The following is a 25,292-nucleotide window of genomic DNA, read 5'->3' as shown; positions in this document are numbered from 1 at the left end:
GGTCTATTGCAGTGCAAAATTGAACCATGGACGATATTGTGTAGTGGGGGAAGAACTCAACATGATCGGACTTGTGCTTGTCACCCATGGCAAGCTGGCCGAGGAATTCCGACATGCTTTGGAGCATGTCGTCGGTCCTCAGAAAAACATTGAGACCGTTTGTATCGGTCCGGAAGACGATATGGACAGAAGGCGTCAGGATATCATGGACGCCGTTGAGAAGGTCGATACCGGTTCCGGCGTCATCATCCTTACGGATATGTTCGGCGGCACTCCTTCCAATCTGTCCATCTCCGTCATGAGCAGTGGCAAGACCGAAGTCATTGCTGGCATGAACTTGCCGATGCTGATCAAGCTCGCAGGCGTTCGTGGCGACAACGACATGCAGAAGGCTCTGGTGGAGGCTTCCGATGCCGGCCGCAAATACATCAACGTGGCAAGCCGTGTCCTGAGCGGCAAGTGAAAGGCTCCATGTCGTCCATTACGCGAGAATTGCTCATCATCAACAAGCGGGGTCTGCATGCGCGGGCCTCCGCCAAGTTTGTCCAGATGGTTGAAGGTTTCGATGCCAACATCGAAGTTTCGAAAGATGGCATGACAGTCGGTGGTACCTCGATCATGGGATTGATGATGCTGGCCGCAAGTCCTGGCTGTACGATTGAGGTCAGCGCCAGCGGAGCTCAGGCCGAGGCGGCAATCGAAGCTCTGGCACGCCTTGTCGAAGATCGTTTTGGCGAAGAGATGTAATCATATAAAGACTTCTTTATATCCTTATTGCTAGTTTTGTGGAACTCTGCTACATGGCAGGCAGCACTGTCGACTTGCGAAGGTCGGCCCAACCCCTTGCTGGTCGCCGATTTGGGGCAGACCGAAAGCAGAGCTGGAGACCCACAATGAGCACTGAAAAAGACTATATCGTCGCTGACATTGCGCTTGCCGATTTCGGCCGCAAGGAACTGAACATTGCCGAGACAGAAATGCCGGGCCTGATGGCCTGCCGCGCTGAGTTTGGTGAAACCAAGCCCCTCAAAGGCGCGCGGATTTCTGGATCGCTGCACATGACGATCCAGACAGCTGTCCTGATCGAAACGCTGAAAGTTCTCGGGGCAGACGTGCGCTGGGCCTCCTGCAACATCTTCTCGACCCAGGATCACGCTGCAGCCGCGATCGCAGCTGCCGGCATTCCGGTCTTCGCCGTGAAGGGCGAAACCCTGACCGAATATTGGGAGTATACAGACAAGATCTTCCAGTGGACCGATGGCGGCGTCTCCAACATGATCCTGGACGATGGCGGCGATGCCACCATGTACATCCTCTTGGGTGCTCGCGCCGAAGCTGGCGAGAATGTTCTTTCTAATCCGGGTTCGGAAGAAGAAGAGATCCTGTTCGCTCAGATTAAGAAGCGTCTCAAGGCATCTCCCGGCTGGTTCACAAAGCAGCGCGAAGCCATCAAGGGCGTGACGGAAGAAACGACGACAGGCGTGCACCGCCTTTATGAACTCGCCAAGAAGGGTCTCCTGCCCTTCCCGGCCATCAACGTCAACGATTCGGTCACCAAGTCGAAATTCGACAACAAGTACGGTTGCAAGGAATCTCTGGTGGACGGAATCCGCCGCGCAACCGACGTGATGATGGCTGGCAAGGTGGCCGTTGTCTGCGGCTATGGCGATGTTGGCAAGGGTTCCGCAGCCTCGCTGGTTGGCGCTGGCGCTCGCGTCAAAGTGACGGAAGTGGATCCGATTTGCGCGCTGCAGGCCGCTATGGATGGCTTTGAAGTGGTTCAACTGGAAGACGTCGTTTCCTCCGCCGACATCTTCATCACCACGACCGGCAACAAGGATGTCATCCGCATCGAACACATGCGCGAAATGAAGGATATGGCCATTGTCGGTAATATCGGTCATTTCGATAACGAGATTCAGGTCGCATCGCTTCGGAACCTCAAGTGGACCAACATCAAGCCACAGGTTGACATGATCGAGTTCCCGAAGGGCAACCGCATGATCCTGCTTTCGGAAGGCCGTCTGCTGAACCTTGGCAATGCGACCGGTCATCCGTCCTTCGTCATGTCTGCTTCGTTCACCAACCAGGTCCTGGGCCAGATTGAACTGTTCACGAAGACCGATGAATACAAGCCAGGCGTCTATATTCTGCCGAAGCATCTGGACGAAAAGGTAGCCCGGTTGCACTTGGCGAAGCTCGGCGTGAAACTGACGGAGCTTTCCGAAGAGCAGGCAGCCTATATCGGCGTGTCGCAGCAAGGCCCGTTCAAGGCTGAGCACTACAGATACTGATATCACCTCATCTATCCACAAGATCCTGAAGGCCGCGGAATTGACATTCCGCGGCTTCTTTTTTGGCTGTCGCCCTTTGCCCCAATTTCCGAAGCAGATATTGTTTCGAGACTTGATTCGTGGGGACCACCAGTCCCACGCGGGCCGGGATGTCTTGTCGACGATGCGGCACATGGACGGAGACAGACCTGAATGAAGACGAGGAATTTAGCCTCACGCAAGGCTGTTGGCGCAAACGATGACGTTACGCGAACGTCTCGAGGTGAATGGAAGCGCATGGCTGGACAGTGGCAGAAATCAGGCGCATCTGGCATGCGCCGCTTCTACAACGGATTCCGGCTTGGCCTGGCGAGCACGGCGCTTTCCGGCTTCGCTGGTGCAGCGCTTGCGCAGGAGCGCGTTCTTCCCACCGGTCGTCTGTTCTCGTCTTCGGAGGTCATATTCTCGTCACTTGCCATTGGCGCCATCGCGGCGGCACTGCTTTCAACCATCTGGCTGATGCGCCAGAAGGGCAATCTGGAAGCGGAAAGCCAGGAGATACGCGGCGCGCTTTCCGACGCCCAACAGCGTATTTCGAAATATGAAGCCCTGATTGCCGACAAGAACCGGCGTATCGTCATTTGGGAGGCAGGTCCTTCGCGGCCGGAAATTCTCGGTCAACTTCCAACGGAAACGGGCGCACCGGCAGATGAGCGTGAGTTTCTGGCATTTGGCAAGTGGATCCGCGCTCACTCCGCAGTCGAGCTTGAACGGGGCATCGAGACCTTGCGTTCCGATGGCCGCACTTTCGATCTGGTGGTCGAAACGCAACGTGACGAGATTCTGGAAGTTCAGGGGCGTGTTTCCGGGGGCAAGGCATTCGTACGCTTCATCGCTCTGAACAATCTCAGAGCGGAGCTTGCTGAGCTCAAGATCGAGCGGGAACGACTCGTGTCTTCCATGAACCTCTTCCAGTCGCTTCTGGATGCTCTGGAGCAGCCGGTCTGGCATCGCGACGCGGAAGGCAAACTTGCATGGGTCAACCATGCCTATGGTGACGCTGTAGAGGCTTCCAGCCCGGCGCAGGCGGTGCGTGAAAGCCGCGAGTTTCTCGGTACGATTGCGCGCGAACAGATTCGGGCAGTCGCAACACCGACCTCGCCGTATCACGATCGTATTTCGACCGTCGTTCGCGGCAATCGAACACTGTTTGAAGTCGTGGACGTTGTTGCGTCTGCCGGTTCCGCTGGAATAGCAATCGATGTAACGGAAGCCGAAGCCATCCGCGCGGAACTGGCCCGGACCCTGACAAGCCACGCGGAAACGCTCGATCATCTGGCCACGCCCGTCGCCATCTTCGATCGTGAGCAGCGCCTGCAGTTCTATAATCAGGCTTTCGTCCGCCTGTGGGATCTCGAACTCGGCTTCCTTGAAAGCCATCCGGATCATAACGAACTGCTCGACAAGTTGCGCAGCCGCAACAAACTTCCGGAGCAATTGAACTGGCGGAACTGGAAGGAACAGGTTCTCTCTGTTTATCGTGCGCTCGATACGCAGACGAACAGATGGCATCTGCCAAACGGCCAGACGCTTCAGGTCATTGCGACCGCACATCCCCAGGGCGGCGTGACCTGGGTCTTCGAGAATTTGACCGAGCAGGTGGATCTTGAGACCCGCTATAATACGCTCGTCAAAGTACAGGGCGAGACAATCGATCATCTCGCCGAGGGCGTCGCGGTGTTCGGTCCGGATGGTCGCATTCGCCTGTCGAATCCTGCATTCCGAGCGCTTTGGGGCATCACGGAAGAACAGACAAAGCCCGGCACGCATATCAAGGCTATCGAAGCCGCCTGCGCTGTGGAATACGAAAAGCCGGACGGCTGGCGCCTCTTCGGCCAGATGCTGACGAATTTCGACGATGAGCGTCCCTCGCTACAGGGCACATTCGAACTGAACTCAGGAATCGTTCTTGACTATGCCGTTATCCCGCTTCCTAACGCGCAAACCATGTTGACCTTCGTCAACATGACGGACAGCGCGCGGGCTGAAAGGGCACTTAAGGAAAAGAATGAGGCACTGCGCAAGGCCGACGAACTGAAAAACGATTTCGTTCAGCATGTTTCTTATGAGCTACGCTCGCCGCTGACGAACATCATTGGCTTCACCGATCTTTTAAAGACACCGGGAATCGGGCCTTTGAACGAACGCCAGTCCGAATATGTGGATCATATTTCTACCTCTTCGTCGGTACTTCTCACCATCGTCAATGATATTCTCGATCTTGCCACCGTCGATGCCGGAATAATGGAGCTCAACTATAGCGATGTCGATCTTGACGACCTGCTGGACGACGTTGCCATGCAGATCGCCGACCGGCTGAACGAGAACAGCGTGATGCTCGAAATTGTCGCGCCACGCGGCATGGGAAGCATCGTGGCGGATCAACAGCGCCTGAAGCAGATCCTGATCAAGCTGATCACCAATGCCGCAAATTTTGCACCGGAAGGCTCAACAATAACGTTGAGCAGCTGGCGCGAAGGCCTGAATGTCTATTTCTCCGTGGCTGACAAAGGTCCAGGTATCCCGGAAGAAGTTCTGCCTACGGTGTTCAACCGCTTCTCCAGCGGCAAAGGCGGAAAACGCAGTGGTGCAGGCCTTGGTCTGTCCATCGTCGAAAGCTTCGTGCATCTGCACAAGGGCGATGTGAAGATCGACAGCAAGCCTGGTGTCGGCACTACCGTCACATGCCGTATTCCGAGCGCCGTCTACGCCCGTTCTGTCGCGGCCGAATGAGCAGTGCGTCCGTGATCTCTCTGCTTTTGCACGACGAGGTGGAAACGATCCGGCTCGGAGAAGATTTGGCGCTGGCGCTAAAGTCCGGTGACTGCCTGTGCCTGTCCGGCGATCTCGGAGCCGGTAAATCGACGCTCGCCAGAGCCTTTATCCGTGCGATGGCGGAAGATTCCGAGCTTGAGGTTCCAAGCCCGACATTCACACTGGTCCAGAGCTACGACCTGCGCATTCCAATCGCGCATTTCGATCTCTATCGTGTGACAGACGGATCCGAACTCGACGAACTGGGGCTCGACGAGGCGCTCTCTGATGGTATTTGTCTCGTCGAATGGCCGGAAATGGCCGATGCGGAACTGCCGAAGGATCGCATCCGCGTCACCCTGACGCATGAGGGAGCGGGACGACGCGTCGAGATCACCGGCTCCGCCACTGCCATGGCGCGGATCAGCCGCGCCCTGTTGATCCGGCAGTTTCTGACAAACCACGGCTATGCCGACGGACAACGGCGGTATCTGACCGGGGACGCCTCTCTACGCGCCTATGAAACGCTTCTTTGCCAGGATGGCAAACGATACATCCTCATGGACTGGCCACGCAGACCGGATGGTCCTCCTGTGCTGGATGGCAAGCCCTATCCAAAAGTTGCGCATCTGGCAGAAGAGGTTTTGCCCTTTGTCGCTATTGCACAGTACCTGCGCGACATCGGGCTGCGCGCGCCGGATATCGTGGCCAGCGATTTCGATAGCGGTCTGCTTCTGCTGGAGGATCTTGGGCAAAGTGGCGTTCTGGACGATGGCGGAAAGCCGATCACTGAACGCTACATGGCGTCCATCGACTGTCTGGCCCATCTGCATCATCAAACGGCGCCAACGATCATCGCCGTCGACCCGCAGCACCAACATCAGGTTCCGCTATTCGATCCTGTTGCAATGAAGATCGAGACGCGCTTGCTGATCGATTGGTACCTGCCCTGGAAGAACGGTGGCATACCGGCCACCGATATCCAACGGGAACGCTATTCTCGCGTCTGGGACGGATTGATCGCCGAGCTTGGTGATTGCGAGCGGCATCTTCTGTTGAGAGACTATCACTCGCCCAATCTTATCTGGCAGGCGCATGAGGAAGAATTGCGCCGGGTCGGCCTCATCGATTTTCAGGACGCGATGATCGGTCCAACCGCCTATGATGTGGCGTCTCTCGTACAGGACGCACGCGTGGATATTCCTTCCACGCTGGGCGATGCCTTGCTGGCACACTATCTCAGGCTTCGCCACGCCCAGGGAAATTTCGACGAGACAAGTTTTCTAAAGGCCTTTGCCATCATGTCCGCACAGCGCAATTGCAAGCTCGCGGGCATATGGGTGCGCTTGAAGGAGCGTGACGGGAAACCGGGATATTTGAAGCACATGCCTCGGACGCTTCGCTACCTCGCTGCGGTTCTTGAACATCCCGTTCTTGCGCCGCTCCGGCAATGGATGGCACAAGCAGGGATCGACGTCAGCGAATCACGGACCTGATCCTTATGATTATCCAGAACGCGATGGTACTGGCCGCCGGGCTTGGCACTCGCCTTCGCCCGATCACCGACCGATTGCCAAAGCCGCTCGTACCTGTGGGCGGTCGTCCCATGATTGATTACGTGCTGGACAGCCTTGCGGAAGCAGGCGTGACGAAAGTCGCCATCAACATACACCACCACGCCGATATGATGCTCTCGCATCTGGCGAAGCGCATGGACATGGAAATCCTGATCTCGGATGAGCGGGACCGGTTGATGAACAATGGCGGCGGTCTCGTCAAAGGGCTGAAGCTTTTGCCGGACGGTCCGGTGCTCGTCATGAATGCCGACCTCTTCTGGGTTGGCGAGCCGGAAAATCAGCTTTCCAATCTGCGCGAACTGATTCAGTTCTTTGATCCCGATCGAATGGATATGGCCATGCTGTGCGTGACGCTGGAGCAGGCTATCGGCCACGATGGAAAGAAGGACTTCAATCTGGATGCCGAAGCACGGCTCACGCGGTATTCCGAAGGCCATCCAACGCCGGTCGTCTATGCCGGTGCTTTCGTCGTGGATACGGCCTTCTTTGCCGATGCGCCAGACGAACCATTCAACCTGAACATCTATTTTGACAAAGCCATACGGAACGGTCGGCTTTTCGGCACGATGCTGAACGGTCACTGGATTACGGTTGGCTCTCCCGACGGACTGGAGGCTGCGGAACAGTTTCTCGGGACACGGCAGCCCATCGCGTCCGGAGCAGGCTGACCCATGGACGCGCGGCACAGAAAACGGGTCCTGACCGTTCCTCCGGCGGCGCCATTTCTAAAAACGGTGGCATCAGCGCTCTGTGAAGGGCGCGTTCTGGACAGTTTCCGCTACGAGGCAAGCGATCCGCTTGCGCTCGCCAAGGTCACTCTTTACGTCCCGACCCGTCGCGCGGCACGCGTTCTCCGTTCCGAGTTCGTGGATTACCTCGGCGGTCAATCAGCCATTCTGCCGGTGATCCGCCCCTTGGGCGAAACCGATGACGATAGCGGTCTCTTCGACCTGACGGCACCGGAAGAGATGGATCTCGCCATGCCGATCAGTGGCACACAAAGGCTGCTGGAACTGGGACGGTTGATCTTGGCATGGCGCAATGCGCTTCCACAGGCGGTGATGGATGTTCATCAAACTTCCCCGCTTGTGGCACCGGCAAGCCCTGCAGATGCGATATGGCTGGCACGTTCGCTGGTCGAACTCATTGATGCGATGGAGACGGAAGACAGAGACTGGAGCGATCTCGACAAACTGCGAACAACCGAGCATTCGCTGTGGTGGCAACTTTCGGCTGAGTTTCTGAAGATCGCCAGCCAGTTCTGGCCCACCAGACTGGAGGAGTTGAAGCGCTCTTCCCCTGCCCGCCATCAGGCTGCGATCATTAACGCGGAAGCCAGACGCATCGCCATGCGCCAGCATGACGGACCGGTCATCGTCGCGGGGTCGACGGGCTCTGTTCCGGCCGCTGCCAACCTCATTGCTGCCATTGCCGGACTTCGAGACGGTGCCGTCGTTCTACCGGGCCTCGACCGATCCATGCCGGATGATCAATGGGCTATGCTGGGACTGGGCGATCTGGCGGGAAGGCCGGACCCTGCAAGCAGAAGCCATCCTCAATACGGATTTCACCGGCTCTTGCGCAAGCTGGAGCTGGACCGTTCCGACGTCATTGAACTGGGCGAGGCACCCCGTGAGCTTGAATGCCGCAACCTGTTGCTCTCGCAAGCGCTCGCCCCCGCCGATGCAACAGACAGCTGGAACCGCTGGCGCAAGGAGGCAGCGCCAGAAATGGTGGAAGACGCCTTTTCTTGCGTGGCGCTTATCGAGGCGGCAAACGAGCGGGAAGAGGCTGCCGCGATTGCGATCGTATTGCGCCTTGCACTTGAGAAGCCGGGCCTTGATGGCCAGTCGCAGGTGGCCCTGATTACACCCGACCGAGAGTTGGCACGTCGAGTCACGGCAGAACTGCAGCGCTTCGGGATTACCGCCGACGATACGGCGGGTACGCCTCTTTCAGCTACACCGCAGGGCACTTTTCTGTCGGTGCTTCTGCAGGCCGTTCTTTTGCCGGGAGATCCGGTTGCGATCACGTCGCTTCTCAAGCATCCACTGGCCCGGTTCGGCATGCCGGAGGCAGCCAAAAACACGGCTGGAGATGCGGTTGAACTTTTTGCGCTGCGCGGAGGACTGGAGAAACCTGATATCACTGCTCTTGCAGCGCTTGTCGACGCCGGGATCGCTTCGCACAAGGAGGGTCGACATCCGAAGCAGTGGCGGCTTTCGCTCAGCGAAGACGCTGCGGCTCTCGCCAAAGTTCTTGCAGACAAAATCCATAAAGCCGTCGATCCGCTTGCCAGTGCAGTACAACCACCCCGAATGGACGGAAGGCGATTTACGGATCGGCTGACGCTGTCGGATTGGGCAGAACGCACAGGCAGGACGCTTGAAGCAGCGGCGATGTCCGAGACCGGAGACCTGAGCATGCTCTGGCTCGGTGAGGCCGGTGAACGCCTTGTCTCTCTGCTGTCCGACATCATGACGACCGATGGTCAGATCGAAGCTGACGGGCAACAGTGGATCGATATTCTGGCAGCGTTGATGGCAAGTCAGGCGGTCAAGCCTCGCTCGCTCGCCCATCCGCGCGTGTTCATCTACGGCACCATGGAATCACGCCTGCAGCGAGCCGATACAGTCGTGATCGGCGGCATGAATGAGGGGTCGTGGCCTGGCCAATCCACAAACAATCCGTTTTTGTCCCGCAGCATGAAGGCGGATATCGGTCTGGAACCACCCGAGCGCAGAACGGGGCAGCTTGCGCATGACTTCATCATGGCGAATGGAACGCGGGATCTGATCTATACCCGCTCGCTGCGACAGGGAGGAGCGCCAACCGTGGCGTCTCGATGGCTGCAACGTTTGCTGGCTCTGGGAGGCAAGTCGCTCAAGGCACAAATGCTCTCCCGAGGGGAAGACTATCGCCGCTGGGCGCAGATGATTGACGATACACCTGCAGGCGAAGGTCAGTCGTTAGGGCGGCGTCCTGCTCCCAAGCCACCGGCTGAACTTCAGCCGACGAAGTATTCGTTCAGCGAAGTGGGGCGGCTGCGCAGAGATCCCTATTCGATTTACGCCCGGCGCATCCTGCGACTGGATCCCCTTGATGGCTTCAATCAGGAGCCCGGTGCCGCCGAGCGCGGAACACTGTATCACCGGATTATCGAGCGTTTCGTCAAGGCAGCACCGGCAAGTCACGAAGCAGCATTCGTGATGGACAATCTGATCCGCGAGGAGTTCGCCACTGCCCAGTTACCACTGCATATTGATCAGGTCTGGCGACCTCGCTTCCGCGAAGTTGCTCGCGCCTTCATTCGCTGGCACGACCGGCGAGCGCCTGATGTCAGGCGTACCTATACGGAACTTGCAGCAGGCTACGAGATACCAGAGGCTGGAATTCGCCTGACCGGCATAGCCGACCGTATCGATATCAAGGGCAATGGTCATGCCGATCTCATCGATTACAAGACAGGTCTGAGCCCAACTGTTTCGCAGGCAAGGGCATTGCTCGATCCGCAACTGCCTCTGGAGGCCGCAGCTTTGCAGGCCGGTGCGTTCAAGGTTATAGGTCAGGTCTTGCCGGACGATCTTCTCTATGTGCGCCTTCGACCCGGCGAACGTTTCACGTGCGACAAGGTAAACAATGAGGGTGCGAAGGAAACGGCCAGGACCAAGCCGAAATCAGCCTTCGAGCTTGCAAGCGATTCGATTGCTCAACTGACTGCCTTCGTAACCCGTCTGCGCAGTGGCGATGTCGGATTCGCATCACGGCTCATCCCCTTCCAGCAGGGCGATTTTGGAGGAGAATACGATCATCTGGCGCGCGTTGCCGAGTGGTCTACCGCCGATGCAGAGGAGGCTGATGGGGATGAGTGAGACCGACCTTCTGAGCCTCGACACTGATCCGCAGACATGGCTGAGCTGGACTGCGCGTCAGCAGGCGCTGGCCTCATCGCCCACCAGTTCCGCCTGGGTGTCCGCCAATGCCGGTTCCGGCAAGACGCATGTGCTGACCCAGCGTGTCATTCGTCTGCTTCTGTCCGGCTGCCGTCCATCCGCCATTCTGTGCCTGACCTATACCAAGGCGGCTGCGTCTGAGATGTCCAACCGCGTCTTCCAGCGTCTGGGCGAGTGGGCGGTGCTGACGGACAATGAGTTGGCGCAACGTATCCAGGCGATCGAAGGTGAATATCCAGACGCGATCAAGCTGGCTGAAGCGCGGCGGCTATTTGCCAAGGCGCTGGAAACGCCGGGCGGCCTGAAAATCCAGACTATTCACGCCTTTTGCGAGGCGCTTCTCCACCAGTTTCCTTTGGAGGCCAATGTCGCAGGCCACTTCTCCGTGCTGGACGACGCATCCGCTCAGGCCTTGCTGGCAGAGGCCAAACGATCCCTTTTGACGGCGACGTCCTTGGAAGCGGGAAGCAACCTGGCCGATGCCTTTACGCATGTGCTTGATCTTGGAGATGAAAGCGGGCTGGAAACTCTTCTCTCCGATATTGTCGCGAACCGTGGCGCATTGCGCCAGTTCCTGGCTGAGGCAGAAAAAGCTGGAGGCATAGAACAAGCCTTGAGAGCCGGTTTCGGTCTCGACGCCTCGGAAACGGAAGATAGCATCCTCGCTGATTATTGGCCCATTCCGAGCTTGGCGGATGGACGGCTGACGACCTATCTGGAACTGGCGCAATCCGATAAGGGCGGGGCGCGATCAGCCGAAACCGCTTACTTTCTGCAACAGGTTACTGAACTCGGCGATACTAAAGAACGGGCACGGCTATTAGATCAAGCATTTCTAACTCAAAAGGGACTACCAAAAGCTGACACCTATCTCTTCACAAAGAAAATGACAGCGGCGGCGCCTGGCCTGGAACTTTGGATGGCCGAGGCGCGGGACCATGTGGTTTCGTTGCGAGATCGTCTCAGCCTTGTCCGGATGCTGAAGGCGACGTTGGCAGCACTCACGCTCGCGATGCGACTCGATGACGATTACGAAGACTTGAAACGTCGGCGCAGCCTTCTGGATTTCGAAGACCTCATTACCCGTGCGGCCCAGCTTCTGGCGCGAGAAGGTGTGGGCGCCTGGGTTCACTACAAGCTGGACCAGGGAATTGACCACATTCTCGTTGATGAGGCGCAGGACACGAGCCCGGTACAGTGGAGCATTATCCAGTCTCTGGCAGAGGATTTCTTTACGGGCGACAGCGCAAGACCTGGTACGCGTACCATCTTCGCGGTGGGCGATGAAAAACAGTCGATCTATTCCTTCCAGGGAGCGCGCCCGGAACGTTTCGCCGAAGAGCGAACGCAGACGCAAAGGCGGGTCACCCGCAGCGGGCAACTGTTTAACTCCGTCCGCTTGCCCCTCTCCTTCCGCTCCACTGCCGATGTCCTCAGCGCTGTCGATCAGGTGTTCTCAATTCCCGTTCATGCCAAAGGCCTGAGCGCCGAAGGCGAACCGGTCATCCATCGGTCGAACCGCATCGGGCATGCCGGAGCAGTCGACCTATGGGAAACGGTCATTCCCGAACAGAGCGACCTTGAGGAAGACTGGACGGCACCGTTCGATTCGACACCCGATCAGGCACCTGCTGCCATACTTGCAGGGCGCATCGCGCATCACATAGGTGATATGGTTGGCCGGCAAACGATCATTGAGGGGTGCAAGACACGGCTCATCGAACCGGGTGACATCCTGGTGCTGGTTCGAAAGAGAGACGCTTTCGTCAATGCCCTGACGCGTGCGCTCAAGCGGCGCGGGAATATTCCAGTGGCCGGTGCCGATCGTCTGCGCCTCACCAGTCATATTGCTGTACAAGATCTGATCGCGCTCGCCCGCTTTGTCTTGCAGCCGCATGACGATCTCTCTTTGACTGCTACGCTCAAAAGCCCGATCTTCAACCTGACGGAAGACCAGATCTTCGAGCTTGCTGCCCTTCGTAGTAAGACAGAGAGTGTGTGGAAGCATCTGAACGATCTCGCGGACGACGGAGAGCTGTCTCTTTCAGGCGTGCGAGAACGGCTCTCCCGCTACCGGATTTTGGCTGTCGAGCATACGGCGCATGATTTCTTTGCCCGGATTCTCGGAGCTGATGGAGGTCGCAAACAGTTTCTATCCCGGCTCGGTAGCGAAGCCGGCGATGTTCTCGATGAATTCCTGTCCCTTGCGCTCAGTCATGAGGACAAGTCCTTGCCCGGACTGCAAAGCTTCATCTCAACGCTCGAAGCGGACGCTCCAGAAATCAAGCGCGAGCAGGATAGCGGTCGCAACGAAGTGCGGATCATGACGGTGCATGCCTCCAAGGGGCTTGAAGCGCCAATCGTCTTTCTGGTGGACAGCGGTTCTAAAGCCTTCATATCCTCGCACGTCCCTCGCTTCCGCTTCCTTAAGCTCAAAGGCAAGGATGTCCCCGCCTGGGTTCCGCTGAAGTCGTTGGCAAATGCCCTGACGGTTCAGGATGATGCTCGCCTGAAGGACGCTGCAGGAGAGGAGTATCGACGGCTACTCTATGTCGGCATGACACGAGCTGCCGACCGTTTGGTGATCTGCGGCTACCGAGGTAAGCGTGAGAATGATGAGAGCTGGCAGGCCATGGTCAGGCAGGCGCTCAGCAAAGACGAAACACGGTGCTCACAAACAACGTTTTCAGGTTCAGATGGAGATTGGAACGGTTATCTCTGGCGCGAGTCTGGACTGGTTCTCGACGTGCCCGGACAGATGAAATCGGAATCTGAGCAGGTTTCAGGTCCGAGATCCCTGCCTTCCGAGCTTTTCAAGCCACTACCGCCACACCGCCCGCTCCCCCGGCCCTTGAGCCCTTCCGGGGCGGGAATCATCATCGAAGATGAAGATGGCGATGCACCATTCGTTTCCCCGCTATTTGGAGAAAAGAAGGCGAGCAATCTGGCATTGCAAAAAGGTTTGCTGACCCATCGTATGCTCCAAATGCTGCCCAACCTTCCGCGCGAGGATTGGGATGAAGCGGCATCACGCTATCTCGAACGGACGGCTTACTTTTGGTCAAGGGACGAGCGGCAATCTCTCCACCATTCGGTGCTCGCTGTTCTCCGCGCGCCAGCATTGGCACCGTTGTTTTCTGAAAAGGCTCAAGCAGAAGTCTCCATCATGGGGACTCTTTCCATGAGCGGGCGGGACTACGCAGTCTCGGGACGTATCGACCGCTTGGCAGTAACGCCGAACGGAGAGGTGATCGTTCTGGACTACAAGACCAACCGATTCGTGCCGCGAAGCGAGGAAGAGGTCGCTTTTGCCCATTGCGCCCAACTCGCCATCTACCGCGAAATTCTGAAACCGCTGTATCCAGGTCATCGAATCTCCTGTGTATTGGTCTACACGGAGACAGCAAAAGTCATCACGCTTTCCACCGAAGCGATCGATCGATCCCTTGCCGAACTGCGAACAAAGTGAGAGATCAGGATTGAATTTCAGTGCCGCACACATCACATTGTGCACAATAGAAATGCTTCAAAGGAGAGCCACATGGCTACCGTGAAAGTTGATGCCGCCAATTTCCAGGCTGAAGTGCTTGAATCGTCCGAACCCGTTGTCGTTGATTTCTGGGCAGAATGGTGCGGCCCATGCAAGATGATCGCCCCAAGCCTAGAGGAAATTTCCACCGAACTGGCCGGCAAGGTCAAGATTGCCAAATTGAACATCGACGAAAACCCGGATCTGGCAGCCAAGTTTGGCGTTCGTTCAATCCCAACGCTTGCCATGTTCAAGGGCGGTGAAGTGGCTGACATCAAGGTTGGCGCTGCTCCAAAGACTGCGCTTTCCAGCTGGATTTCCAGCGCGGCCTGATCAGTGAATTGAGAATACGACGAAAAACCCGGCCTCGCGCCGGGTTTTTTATGCCGCTCTCATCTGTTGTTGAACCTCACCGGGGCGGTGTGCCGTTATCTGCCAGCACATTTCCGGCCAGGTAGAGCGAACCGCCAATGAGTATCCGTGGCGGGGCTGCGTCATCAAGCTGTCGCTCGGCAATTTCTTTCAGAGCATCCGAAACGCTGGACATGGGTTCGGCAACCAGACCAGCATCATAGGCTGATGCTGCAAGCGCCACAGGATCCAATCCTGCATCACTGCCGCGGATCGGAACTGTAAAGACCTGCTCAGCAATGTCGGTGAAGGCCCGAAAATAGTTGAGAGGGTCCTTCGTGTTCAGCATTCCGATAATCAGATAAAGCGGCCGGGGACGAAGCTCCTCGAAGGAGGCCATGGCTTCCGCAATAACCTCTCCTGCGCCTGGATTATGGCCACCGTCTACCCAGATTTCCGCCTCTGTGGGCGCTAGGGCAACGAGTTCGCCCTCCGTCAGCTTCTGAAGGCGTCCGGGCCATTCGACCGAGGTCATCGCTTTTTCCATCATCGCGTCCGTAACCTCGAATCCGGCTGCTTTGACTGCGCGGATAGCAGCGGCTGCATTCGAAAGCTGGTGGCGACCGGGAAGACGCGGCAGGGGCAGGTCGGCAAGGCCGAACTCATCCTGATAGACGAGCCTGTTGAACTCCTCGTGGGCGGAATAATCCTGGCCGTAGACCGATGTCGGACAGCCCATGCGCTCGGCTGTTGCCACCAGAACCTCTTCAGCCGCATCAAATTCCTGTCGTCCGATAACGACCGGACAGCCTGTCTTGATGATACCGGCTTTTTCCGCGGCAATCAGCTCAACCCTGTCGCCGAGGTAGGCCTGATGATCGAAAGAAATCGGCATGATGACGGACACTGCAGGATGGTCGATGACGTTGGTGCAGTCGAGCCTGCCGCCCATTCCCACTTCCAGGATGACCGCATCGGCAGGTAGTTCGGAAAACAGCAGAAAACCTGCAGCCGTCAGGATCTCGAAAACAGTGATCGGCTCACCGGCATTGGCAACGGCGACCCTACGCAGCGCATCCGCCAATAATGCATCGTCCACCAGTTGCCCCGGCCCCTGACGCGAGCCGATACGATACCGCTCATGCCAATTGACGAGATGCGGTGATGTATGGACATGCACTGCATGCCCAGCAGCTTCCAGAAGCGCACGGCAGAAGGCACTGACGGAGCCCTTTCCGTTCGTGCCGGCCACATGAATGACGGGAGGCAAGCGCTTCTGCGGATTGCCCAGCACATCGAGCAGACGCCGCATCCTCCCAAGGGTCATATCGTAACCCTTGGGATGCAGCGTCATCAGCTCGTTGATGACCTGTTCCGCCTCGCTAAGGGCAATGTCGTTCATGCAAGTCCCCGAGGCTTATGCTTCTGTCGTCCGTCCGCGCTCAGGCGGACAGGGCAACAGGCTGATCGTTATTGGCTGGCTGCTTCAGCATGATCTTGAGAAGGCTGGCAAGCGTCGGCGCAATATCATGACGCTTGACGACCATATCCACCATGCCGTGTTCGAGCAGATATTCAGAGGTCTGGAAGCCTTCCGGCAGCTTTTCGCGCAGGGTCTGTTCGATCACACGCTTACCGGCGAAGCCGATTTCCGCACCTGGCTCGGCAATATGCACGTCACCCAGCATGGCGTAAGAGGCCGTAACCCCACCGGTCGTCGGGTTCGTCAACACTACGATGTACGGAAGCCCCGCCTCCTTCACCATGTTGACGGCGACCGTTGTGCGCGGAAGCTGCATCAGCGACAGAATACCTTCCTGCATGCGGGCACCACCGGAAGCCGGGAAGATGACCAGCGGGCACTTCTCCGCCAAAGCGCGTTCGGCTGCCTTCACGATGGCTTCGCCCGCCGCCATGCCCAGCGACCCACCGATGAAGTTGAACTCATGCACCACGGCGACGAGCTTGACGCCGCGCACTTTTCCGAGACCAGCAAGGATCGTGTCATCCTGCTCAGTTTTCACACGGCTGTCCTTGAGGCGGTCGCTGTACTTCTTGGAATCACGGAACTTCAGCGGATCCTGAGCGACCTTCGGCTGCGGCAGGTTTTCATAAACGCCGCCATCGAAAAGATCGGTCAGCCGGGCCTTTGCCGGCATCTTCATGTGGAAGCCAGATGCGGGGATGACCCACTTGTTTTCTTCCAGATCCTTATGGAACACCATTTCACCCGTCTCCGGGCATTTGATCCATAGATTTTCCGGCACTTCCCGGCGGCCCAGCATCGAGTTGATCTTTGGGCGCACATAGTTGGTGATCCAGTTCACTAGCAGAACTCCTGATTGACCATCGTCAATGTGGTTATCTTACTCGGCTGCGACAAGACGTGCGGACCGCACGCCACTCGCAAGGCCGCGAACAAGCGTCGCAACGGCTGAAATCGTATGCTCGGTGGCCTCGCCATCCGCAGTCAGGCTGCCTGCAACCTGCGCAACAATGGCGGAGCCGACAACAACTCCATCCGCAGCGGCACCGATTGCCTTGGCATGATCGGCTGTCTTGACGCCAAAGCCAACGCAGACCGGCAAATCCGTATGGGACTTGATACGATGGACGGCACCCGCAATCTTGGAGAGATCCGGAAGAGCCGAGCCGGTGATACCGTTCATCGACACATAGTAGACAAAACCGGATGTGTTTTCGAGTACCTTGGGAAGGCGACGATCATCGGTCGTCGGCGTTGCGAGACGAATGAAGTTTATGTCTCGCGCCAGCGCCGGGATGCAAAGTTCGTCATCCATTTCCGGTGGCAGGTCAACAACGATCAGGCCATCAATGCCCGCCGCAACCGCTTCATCTAGAAAGGTTTCGACGCCCATGTTGTAGATGGGATTGTAATAACCCATCAGGACAATCGGCGTGTTCTGATCTGTCTCGCGGAACTCACGCGCCATGTCCAGCGTACGTGCCAGTGTCTGGCCCTTTGCCAAGGCGCGGTGGCCTGCCATCTGAATGGCGGGGCCATCGGCCATCGGATCTGAGAAAGGCATGCCAAGCTCGATCACATCCGCGCCGGCCTCCGGGAGGGCCTTCATGATACCCAGCGAGGTCTCAAAATCCGGATCTCCGCCCATGAAATATGTGATGAGCCCCGGGCGTCCCTCAGCCTTCAAATCAGCAAAACGCTTGTCCATACGTGCAGTCATGATCAGAGACCCATTCCAAGAATTTTGCCGACAGTAAAGATGTCCTTATCGCCGCGGCCACAGAGGTTCATCAGGATGATCTGGTCTTTGTCCATCTTCGGCGCGCGCTTGATGACTTCCGCCAGCGCGTGGCTGGGTTCCAGCGCCGGGATAATGCCTTCCGTTCGCGTGAGAAGCTGGAAAGCTGCCAGAGCTTCGTCATCCTTGATCGGCACATATTCGACGCGACCGGTATCCTTCAGCCAGGAATGCTCGGGCCCGATGCCCGGATAATCAAGGCCAGCCGAGATGGAATGGCCTTCCTTGATCTGCCCGTCATTATCCTGAAGCAGATAGGTACGGTTCCCATGCAGGACACCAGGACGGCCTGCGGTGAGTGAAGCGCAGTGCTCCTCACCTTCAAGACCCTTGCCGCCTGCTTCGACGCCAACGATGCTGACCGCATCATCATCCAGGAAGGGATGGAACAGACCGATCGCGTTTGAGCCGCCGCCGACTGCTGCGACCAGCATATCGGGCAAGCGCCCTTCGGCTGCCAACATCTGTTCGCGTGCTTCCTTGCCGATGACCGACTGGAATTCGCGAACCATTTCCGGATAGGGGTGCGGGCCTGCCGCCGTACCGATAATGTAATATGTGTCATCAACATTGGTGACCCAATCACGCAACGCCTCGTTCATGGCGTCCTTCAGCGTGCCATGACCAGATGTCACAGGCTTCACTTCAGCGCCCAAAAGCTTCATACGGAAAACGTTCGGCGCCTGCCGCTCGACGTCCGTTGCACCCATGTAGACGACGCAAGGCAGACCGAAACGGGCAGCAACCGTTGCAGAGGCGACGCCGTGCTGACCGGCACCCGTCTCTGCAATGATGCGCTTCTTGCCCATACGCTTTGCAAGCAGGATCTGGCCGATACAGTTGTTGATCTTGTGGCTGCCTGTGTGGTTCAGCTCATCGCGCTTGAAGTAGATCTTCGCGCCACCAAGTTCGGCCGTCAGACGCTCTGCGAAATAAAGCGGGCTTGGACGACCGATGTAATGTGTGCCCAGATGCGCCAGTTCCTTCTGGAATTCCACATCGGTCTTCGCCTTGTTCCACTCGTCCTGCAAATCAAGGATGAGAGGCATTAGGGTTTCAGCGACGAAGCGGCCGCCATAGATGCCAAAACGACCGTCCTCATCGGGACCGGCGCGAAACGAATTCGGCTTGAGCGGCTGGTTCACTGTGCAACTCCCTCTGATGCATTAAGTCGCCATTTTTCGATTGCATCGAAAAAGGCGTTCATCTTGTCCAGATCCTTCACACCAGGCGCGCTTTCCACGCCGGAGGAAATATCGATGCCGGGAGCGTGGGTCTTGGACAGCGCCGCTCCCACATTCTCCTTGTTGAGGCCACCGGAAAGCATGTAATCCACGCCTTCGTCAAGCGCGGCCATGATATCCCAGTCAAACGAGACACCGTTACCGCCCGGAAGCTCTGAACCGGTTGGCGGCTTTGCGTCGAACAGAAAACGATCGGCGAGCCCTTCGTAGGCTTCGATCTTGCGCAGATCATCGACCGTGCGCACGGAAAAAGCCTTCATCACCGGCAGCCCAAACACGGCCTTGATGTTCAGGACGCGCTCGGCAGTTTCGCTACCATGAAGCTGAAGTATGTCCGGCTTGAGGAAGGCGATGATTTCTTCCAGTTCATCATTATCCGCATCGACGGTTACGGCAACGATTTTGGCCTTGCCGCGCACAAGATCGGCAAGCGTCCCGGCAAGAAGCGGATCGATATGGCGCGGGCTTTTTTCAAAGAAAATGAAGCCGATATGCGTAGCGCCGCGGGCAACGGCCAGATTGACCGCGTCAGATGTTTTGAGACCGCAAATTTTAATGTCTGGTTTCATGATGGCGAAGTGACACGAATCGATGTTCAAGTCGAGAAAAATAGGATTGGCAAGGGTTATCCCTTCTCACCGAAGTCAAGCGCGTGCAGTTGCGACCCATTGGTTTTCAACCAGCGACGTGCCTCCTCCGTACGAGGACAAAGCGACTTGCAGAGCGCCCAGAATGCCGGACCGTGGTTCATCTCGCGCAGGTGCGCTACCTCATGGGCGGCGAGATAGTCTATGACGAAATCCGGTGCCATGACGATGCGCCATGAAAAGGAAAGATTGCCGTCCCAGGTACAGGAGCCCCAGCGACTCCGCGTATCTTTCATGGTGATGGAGCGTATCGATCTGCCGATGCTCGCTGCGTGGTAGGCGGCCAGGCGCTCCAGATCGTAACGCGCCTCCTTTTTCAGAAAGGCGGATAGCCTCCGAGCCACATGATCTTCCAGGCCGCTAACCCGAATGACCGGCTCTCCGTCTTCCATGCCGACTTCCGTCAGACCGCGCAGCGTGCCTGTATGAACAATCCGATGCAGATTTCCGCGCAAGGGCAGCCGCATGCCCGGGCGGATCGTCTGATCACCGCTGAACTTGGCGAGTTTGGTTCGTAACCAGCCATCGTGCCGGACGAGAAAGTCTTCAACTTCCCTGCTTTTCAGGCCACGCGGGATCGTCAGCTTCAAACCGCGCCCGCCCGCATCGATACGCAATGTCATCCGGCTGGCGGTCGCGTGTTCCTTGATCACGAGCGGCATCATCCGTTCGCCAACCTGGAGCGAACGTTCCTCAACACGAAGAGGCTTTGGCTTTTTTCGGGCGGGTTTTCCGAGGAGTGAAAACATGGACTTGTTCTAACGCATGTCGCGCAAAAGTGTGAAGCGGTTTTGCGACAACGACATGCGTCAAAACAGCGAGTTAAAGCGTCAGGAGCGAATCTGAAAGATCGCGACGCGCTTTAGCTCATTCGCGCGAGCATTTGACTGCAAAACACCGGCACCTTTGGTGCCGGTGACAGTGTTCAAAGCGCTATGCAAAACGCCTTTCCTTAGACGGTCGGATAATGCGTTTCCGGACCTCTGTTGGAGCGTTCGCGCATAAAGCGGTCGAACTCTTCCTGATCCTTTGCACGACGCAGTTCCCGCAAATAGCTGTCGAACTCATCACGCATTTCATCAAGCTTGCGGCGTTGCTCTTCAATCCGGTCCATTTCGGCCTTGCGCCAGTCGTCAAACGCAACATTGCCTGTTGAGTACGACGGGCCATAGCGACGGCTAGATCTGCGGAAAGACGAGAACATCCCATCGGCTCGTTCATTTGCGGTTCGCTTGAAATCGCGCAGTCGTTCGCCGAACAGGATGTATGCGAGCATTGCTAGACCCAGCGGCCAGAAAATGACGAAGCCGAGAACCATCAGTGAGATGGTTGCCGGAGTCCAATCCGGACGGATCAATGCTGACTGATTCATGGGTTGCACTACCTCTTTTCTCAAAAAGCCCGCGGTATGCGGGCCTTTCGAGATTCGATGTGGTTAGTGCGCTCACCCGCTTCAAGAACATGCTCTTCACAATCGGCGAAGCCATTGGTCGCATTTTCTGAATTCGACGTGAGCAAAGATCCGGTCAGCCGCTCTTTCCACCCTTGATCACCCGTGGCGGAGCGTTCTTGCGCAGTGCCTTTGAATGTTCGCGTGTGAAGGAAAGAATGCGTGGGGCGATTTCGCGACGGAAGCGAGAGCCGTTGAACACGCCGTAGTGGCCGACATCAGGTTGCACGTAGTGCATCCGCATCTCTGCAGGAATACTGGAGCAGATGGTTTGTGCAGCATGGGTCTGACCCACGCCGGAGATGTCATCGTTCTCGCCCTCGATCGTTAGAAGAGCGACGTTCTTGATCGCCTTCGTATCGACAGGATTGGTCCGATGCATCATTTCGCCCTTCGGCAAAGCGTGCTTGATGAAAACGGTGTCCACCGTTTGCAGGTAGAACTCTGCTGTCAGATCCATGACCGCCAGATATTCGTCGTAGAAGTCGCGATGCTTCTCCGCCGACTCACCGTCGTTCTTCACCAGGTGCTCGTAGAATTCCTTGTGGGCGATCAGGTGACGATCGAGGTTCATCGACATGAAACCGGAAAGTTGTAGAAATCCTGGATACACAGGTCGCATGAAACCGGCGAGCGGCCATGGTACCGTCATGATGACGTTGTCCTTGAACCACTTGAGCGGGCGATCCTGTGCTAACTGGTTCACAGCCGTGGGGTTAATGCGCGTGTCGATTGGACCGCCCATCAACGTCATGGAGGATGGTACGAATGGATCGTTGGCCGCATCCATGACTGCAACAGCAGCAAGAACCGGAACGGACGGCTGGCAAACCGCAACCACATGCGTATCCGGACCCAGATGATGAAGCATTTCGATCACGTAATCGATGTAATCATCGAGATCGAACGTCCCTTCCGTGATCGGAACGTTGCGGGCGTCCTGCCAGTCTGTGATGTAGACATCCGCGCCTTGCATCAGAGCTTCGACGGTGCCGCGCAGCAGCGTCGCATAATGGCCGGACATAGGCGCAACAATCAGAATTCTGGGGTCTGGCACACGGGACGCTGGGAGAGCGCGCTCGAAATGGAGAAGGTTGCAGAATGGCTTTGACCAGACCACCTTCTCTGTAACTTTGACGGTATGTCCATCGACCGTGGTGGTCGGCAAACCGAATTCCGGCTTTCCATAGCGACGTGTGGCGCGCTCGAAGACTTCAAGCGAAGCCGAGACACTTCTGCCAAGCGGAGTTTGAGACAGCGGATTAAGTGGATTGCTGTAGAAGAAGCGCATGGCTTCTGTCGAGGCGCGCAGGGGCGCCATCGCGGCGTGGTTCAACTCATAAAGCTGGTAGAACATGCGAACGCCACCTTTCTTCTTTTCCTTCGTCTGAAGGAGAAAATTCCATCAGAGATGAGTAGCACGTGAAAAGTAAACTAACAGGAAGTGCGTGCAGCGCAACATAGAGAGGCGATGGCCCTTGGCTGTGCGCTGGTTTTTACCTGCTGCAATGCATCAAGTCGGCAGAAGAGCTATTGTTCCCTGCAGAAAAAATGCAACGTTTTCCGTGAGAAAAGTGCGACTTTTGGGGGATAGGCGAGTGTGTTTCACGTGAATCAATCCACAGAAAAGATTCACGTGAAACAAAAATTGATCAGATATCGAGGTTCGCGACGTTCAACGCGTTGTCCTGAATGAATTCACGCCGAGGCTCTACCTCATCCCCCATCAGGCGCGCAAACAGGCCATCCGCATCGGTTGCGTCATTCACCTTGACTTGCAAGAGGGAGCGCACATTAGGATCGAGCGTCGTTTCCCAGAGCTGCTCAGCGTTCATTTCGCCAAGGCCCTTATACCGCTGCATGGAAAGACCTTTGCGACCGGCGGCGAAGATACTGTCCAAAAGGGCGCGGGGGCCGGCAATTTCCGACGTCTTGTCCTTCAATGTCAGGATCGGAGGCGTGCCGTAGATCTCCTTCAACCGAGCGGTCATCTGATCGATATGACGCGCATCCGCCGAACCAATGAGCGCGACATCAATGAAGGCGACTTCCTTGACGCCGCGAACCATGCGTTCGAAACGAACTCCGCCCTCGCCCGTGACATGGCCGGACCAGCCCCGTTCGGTTTCTTCTGCAATGACATCGAGACGGCGCGCAACTTCATTGGCTGTTTCCTGAGCCTTGGCAGGATTATCGGTGAGTTCCGGATTCAAAGCGCCAGCAATAGCTGCCTGTTCGACGATGGACCGGCTGTAGCGAGAATGGAGACCATCCAGGAGAGAGCGCAGACGAAGCGCGTCCTGAATCAGGTCTCGCAGATCGGCACCAGCACGGACCTCCCCCGAGCCTAGTGTGAGGGTCGTATCCTCAAGACCCTGCCCGATCAGATACTCTTCAAGGGCCTTTTCATCCTTCAGGTACTGAACGGATTTCCCACGTGTCACTTTATAAAGTGGTGGCTGGGCAATGTAGAGATGACCGCGCTCGATCAGTTCCGGCATCTGGCGGAAGAAGAAGGTCAAAAGCAGCGTGCGAATATGTGCGCCATCAACATCAGCATCCGTCATGATGATGATTTTGTGATAACGCAACTTGTCGGCATTGAATTCATCCTTGCCGATGGATGTCCCAAGCGCCGTGATCAGCGTGCCGATTTCCTGGCTCGACAGCATTTTATCAAAACGCGCGCGCTCAACATTCAGGATCTTCCCGCGCAAAGGAAGGATAGCCTGGTTTTCACGTGAACGTCCCTGTTTGGCGGATCCGCCAGCCGAGTCACCCTCGACAAGAAAGAGTTCCGATTTGGCCGGGTCACGTTCGGAGCAGTCTGCCAGCTTGCCAGGCAGCGATGCGATGTCGAGCGCGCCCTTACGACGTGTCAGTTCGCGCGCCTTGCGGGCAGCTTCGCGGGCAACTGCTGCCTCGACAACCTTCCCGACCAGAATTTTCGCTTCAGACGGATGCTCTTCAAACCAGGTACTGAGAGCCTCGTTAACCAGATTTTCAACAACCGGGCGCACCTCGGATGAGACAAGCTTGTCCTTGGTCTGGGACGAGAACTTTGGATCTGGCACCTTTACGGAAAGAACGGCCGTCAATCCCTCGCGGCAGTCCTCCCCTTGAAGCGAGACTTTTTCCTTTTTCAGGATGCCAGAAGAATCCGCATAAGACGTGACCTGACGAGTCAGGGCGCCGCGGAATCCTGCCATATGCGTTCCGCCATCGCGCTGCGGAATGTTATTGGTGAAGCACAGCACGTTTTCATGATAGCTGTCGTTCCACCACAGTGCGACCTCGACGGTGATGCCGTCCTTTTCTCCGCGAATTGCAACCGGCTTGTCAACCAAAGGCTTCTTCGCCCGATCCAGATAGCGAACGAAAGCTTCCAGACCACCGTCGTAAAGCATTTCTTCCTGGCGGATGTCAGACTTGCGCTTGTCTGTCAGAAGGATGCGAACACCCGAATTCAGGAATGCCAATTCCCGCAGGCGGTGCTCCAGCGTTCCATAGTCGAACTCGGTCTTGGTGAAGGTTTCTGCACTTGGCAGGAACGTGACCTCCGTACCAGAACGGCCTTCATAGTCGCCGGTGATGACCAGGGGGGAATCCGCCACCCCATGCGTAAAGCTCATTTCATGGATTTTGCCGCTACGACGGATCTTCAGGCTGAGCTTTACAGACAGCGCGTTCACGACCGATACGCCCACGCCATGCAAACCACCGGAGACCTTATAGGAGTTCTGGTCGAATTTTCCGCCCGCATGCAGCTGCGTCATGATGACTTCGGCCGCAGACACGCCCTCCCCGGTGTGGATGTCCGTGGGAATACCGCGACCATTGTCCGTGACGGTGACTGAACCGTCGGCGTTCAATGTCACTGTCACCAGATCAGCGTGCCCTGCGAGCGCCTCATCAATCGCATTATCCACGACTTCGTAGACCATGTGATGCAGACCGGAGCCATCGTCCGTATCGCCGATGTACATGCCCGGACGTTTCCGAACAGCATCAAGCCCCTTGAGGACCTTGATGGAATCGGCTCCGTATTCTGCACTCGCGCTGACGGGTGTATCGCTCATCAATCAACTTTCTTGTTCTTTGGCTGTGCACGGTGGGCGGCGAATCACCGTTGTCCTGACGCGGACTATAGAAATTTCCTGCCTGGTTTCC

The 25,292-nt window shown here is 56.9% G+C and carries 18 protein-coding genes; 9 read left to right on the top strand and 9 right to left on the bottom strand.

The features are described from left to right. Positions 1–61: 61 nt before the first annotated feature. The 9 genes from MUU53_RS11295 (at position 62) to trxA (ending at position 14,479) form a co-directional block, all read left to right on the top strand. Positions 62–463, top strand: coding sequence for a PTS sugar transporter subunit IIA (locus tag MUU53_RS11295; RefSeq protein ID WP_247260994.1), 402 nt, complete (start codon positions 62–64; stop codon positions 461–463). 8 nt (positions 464–471) lie between these two features. After that, complete coding sequence (locus MUU53_RS11290) at positions 472–747, top strand: HPr family phosphocarrier protein (protein WP_247260993.1); 276 nt, start codon at positions 472–474, stop codon at positions 745–747. Positions 748–893: 146 nt separating this feature from the next. Further along, positions 894–2,294 carry an adenosylhomocysteinase gene (gene ahcY, locus MUU53_RS11285; protein ID WP_247260992.1) on the top strand — a complete coding sequence of 467 codons (1,401 nt, stop codon included), beginning with the start codon at positions 894–896 and terminating at the stop codon, positions 2,292–2,294. Between the two features lie 192 nt (positions 2,295–2,486). Further along, a complete protein-coding gene (locus MUU53_RS11280) occupies positions 2,487–5,066 on the top strand; it encodes a PAS domain-containing sensor histidine kinase (RefSeq protein ID WP_377307233.1) in 2,580 nt (859 codons plus the stop codon). Beyond that, positions 5,063–6,583: a tRNA (adenosine(37)-N6)-threonylcarbamoyltransferase complex ATPase subunit type 1 TsaE gene (gene tsaE / locus MUU53_RS11275; RefSeq protein WP_247260991.1), complete on the top strand. Its 1,521-nt coding sequence runs from the start codon at positions 5,063–5,065 to the stop codon at positions 6,581–6,583. Before MUU53_RS11280 ends, tsaE begins: the two co-directional genes overlap by 4 nt. 5 nt (positions 6,584–6,588) lie before the next feature. Further along, the gene (locus MUU53_RS11270; protein ID WP_247260990.1) at positions 6,589–7,332 is read left to right on the top strand and encodes a nucleotidyltransferase family protein; all 744 of its coding nucleotides are present in this window, start codon (positions 6,589–6,591) and stop codon (positions 7,330–7,332) included. A gap of 3 nt (positions 7,333–7,335) precedes the next feature. Beyond that, positions 7,336–10,536, top strand: a complete 3,201-nt coding sequence (addB, locus tag MUU53_RS11265) for a double-strand break repair protein AddB (RefSeq protein WP_247260989.1) — start codon at positions 7,336–7,338, stop codon at positions 10,534–10,536. Then, on the top strand, positions 10,529–14,086 hold the full coding sequence (addA, locus tag MUU53_RS11260; RefSeq protein WP_247260988.1) for a double-strand break repair helicase AddA: 3,558 nt from the start codon (positions 10,529–10,531) through the stop codon (positions 14,084–14,086). Before addB ends, addA begins: the two co-directional genes overlap by 8 nt. Before the next feature lie 72 nt (positions 14,087–14,158). Then, positions 14,159–14,479, top strand: a complete 321-nt coding sequence (gene trxA, locus MUU53_RS11255; protein WP_247260987.1) for a thioredoxin — start codon at positions 14,159–14,161, stop codon at positions 14,477–14,479. A 76-nt stretch (positions 14,480–14,555) separates the two neighbouring features. Here trxA and MUU53_RS11250 read toward each other — a convergent pair whose 3' ends face one another. The 9 genes from MUU53_RS11250 to gyrB form a co-directional block, all read right to left on the bottom strand. Then, the gene (locus tag MUU53_RS11250) at positions 14,556–15,899 is read right to left on the bottom strand and encodes a bifunctional folylpolyglutamate synthase/dihydrofolate synthase (protein ID WP_247260986.1); all 1,344 of its coding nucleotides are present in this window, start codon (positions 15,897–15,899) and stop codon (positions 14,556–14,558) included. A 40-nt stretch (positions 15,900–15,939) separates the two neighbouring features. After that, positions 15,940–16,824 carry an acetyl-CoA carboxylase, carboxyltransferase subunit beta gene (gene accD / locus MUU53_RS11245; protein ID WP_247260985.1) on the bottom strand — a complete coding sequence of 295 codons (885 nt, stop codon included), beginning with the start codon at positions 16,822–16,824 and terminating at the stop codon, positions 15,940–15,942. Positions 16,825–16,863: 39 nt separating this feature from the next. Beyond that, positions 16,864–17,703 (bottom strand): tryptophan synthase subunit alpha, encoded by an 840-nt coding sequence (gene trpA / locus MUU53_RS11240; RefSeq protein WP_247260984.1) that lies wholly within the window; start codon positions 17,701–17,703, stop codon positions 16,864–16,866. 2 nt (positions 17,704–17,705) lie between these two features. After that, positions 17,706–18,926, bottom strand: coding sequence for a tryptophan synthase subunit beta (gene trpB, locus MUU53_RS11235; protein ID WP_137133634.1), 1,221 nt, complete (start codon positions 18,924–18,926; stop codon positions 17,706–17,708). Continuing rightward, entirely contained in the window at positions 18,923–19,594 is a 672-nt protein-coding gene (locus MUU53_RS11230; RefSeq protein ID WP_247260983.1) for a phosphoribosylanthranilate isomerase, read from the bottom strand. Before MUU53_RS11230 ends, trpB begins: the two co-directional genes overlap by 4 nt. A gap of 56 nt (positions 19,595–19,650) precedes the next feature. Further along, complete coding sequence (locus tag MUU53_RS11225; protein ID WP_247260982.1) at positions 19,651–20,421, bottom strand: M48 family metallopeptidase; 771 nt, start codon at positions 20,419–20,421, stop codon at positions 19,651–19,653. 203 nt (positions 20,422–20,624) lie between these two features. After that, on the bottom strand, positions 20,625–21,044 hold the full coding sequence (locus tag MUU53_RS11220) for a DUF2852 domain-containing protein (RefSeq protein ID WP_247260981.1): 420 nt from the start codon (positions 21,042–21,044) through the stop codon (positions 20,625–20,627). Positions 21,045–21,198: 154 nt separating this feature from the next. After that, a complete protein-coding gene (locus MUU53_RS11215; protein ID WP_062557283.1) occupies positions 21,199–22,479 on the bottom strand; it encodes a polyhydroxyalkanoate depolymerase in 1,281 nt (426 codons plus the stop codon). A 295-nt stretch (positions 22,480–22,774) separates the two neighbouring features. Next, entirely contained in the window at positions 22,775–25,201 is a 2,427-nt protein-coding gene (gyrB, locus tag MUU53_RS11210; protein ID WP_247260980.1) for a DNA topoisomerase (ATP-hydrolyzing) subunit B, read from the bottom strand. Between the last annotated feature and the right edge of the window lie 91 nt (positions 25,202–25,292).

This window comes from Affinirhizobium lemnae, assembly GCF_022968395.1.
GTDB classification, from domain to species: Bacteria; Pseudomonadota; Alphaproteobacteria; order Rhizobiales; family Rhizobiaceae; genus Neorhizobium; species Neorhizobium lemnae.
This window is presented reverse-complemented; position numbering and strand designations above follow the sequence as displayed.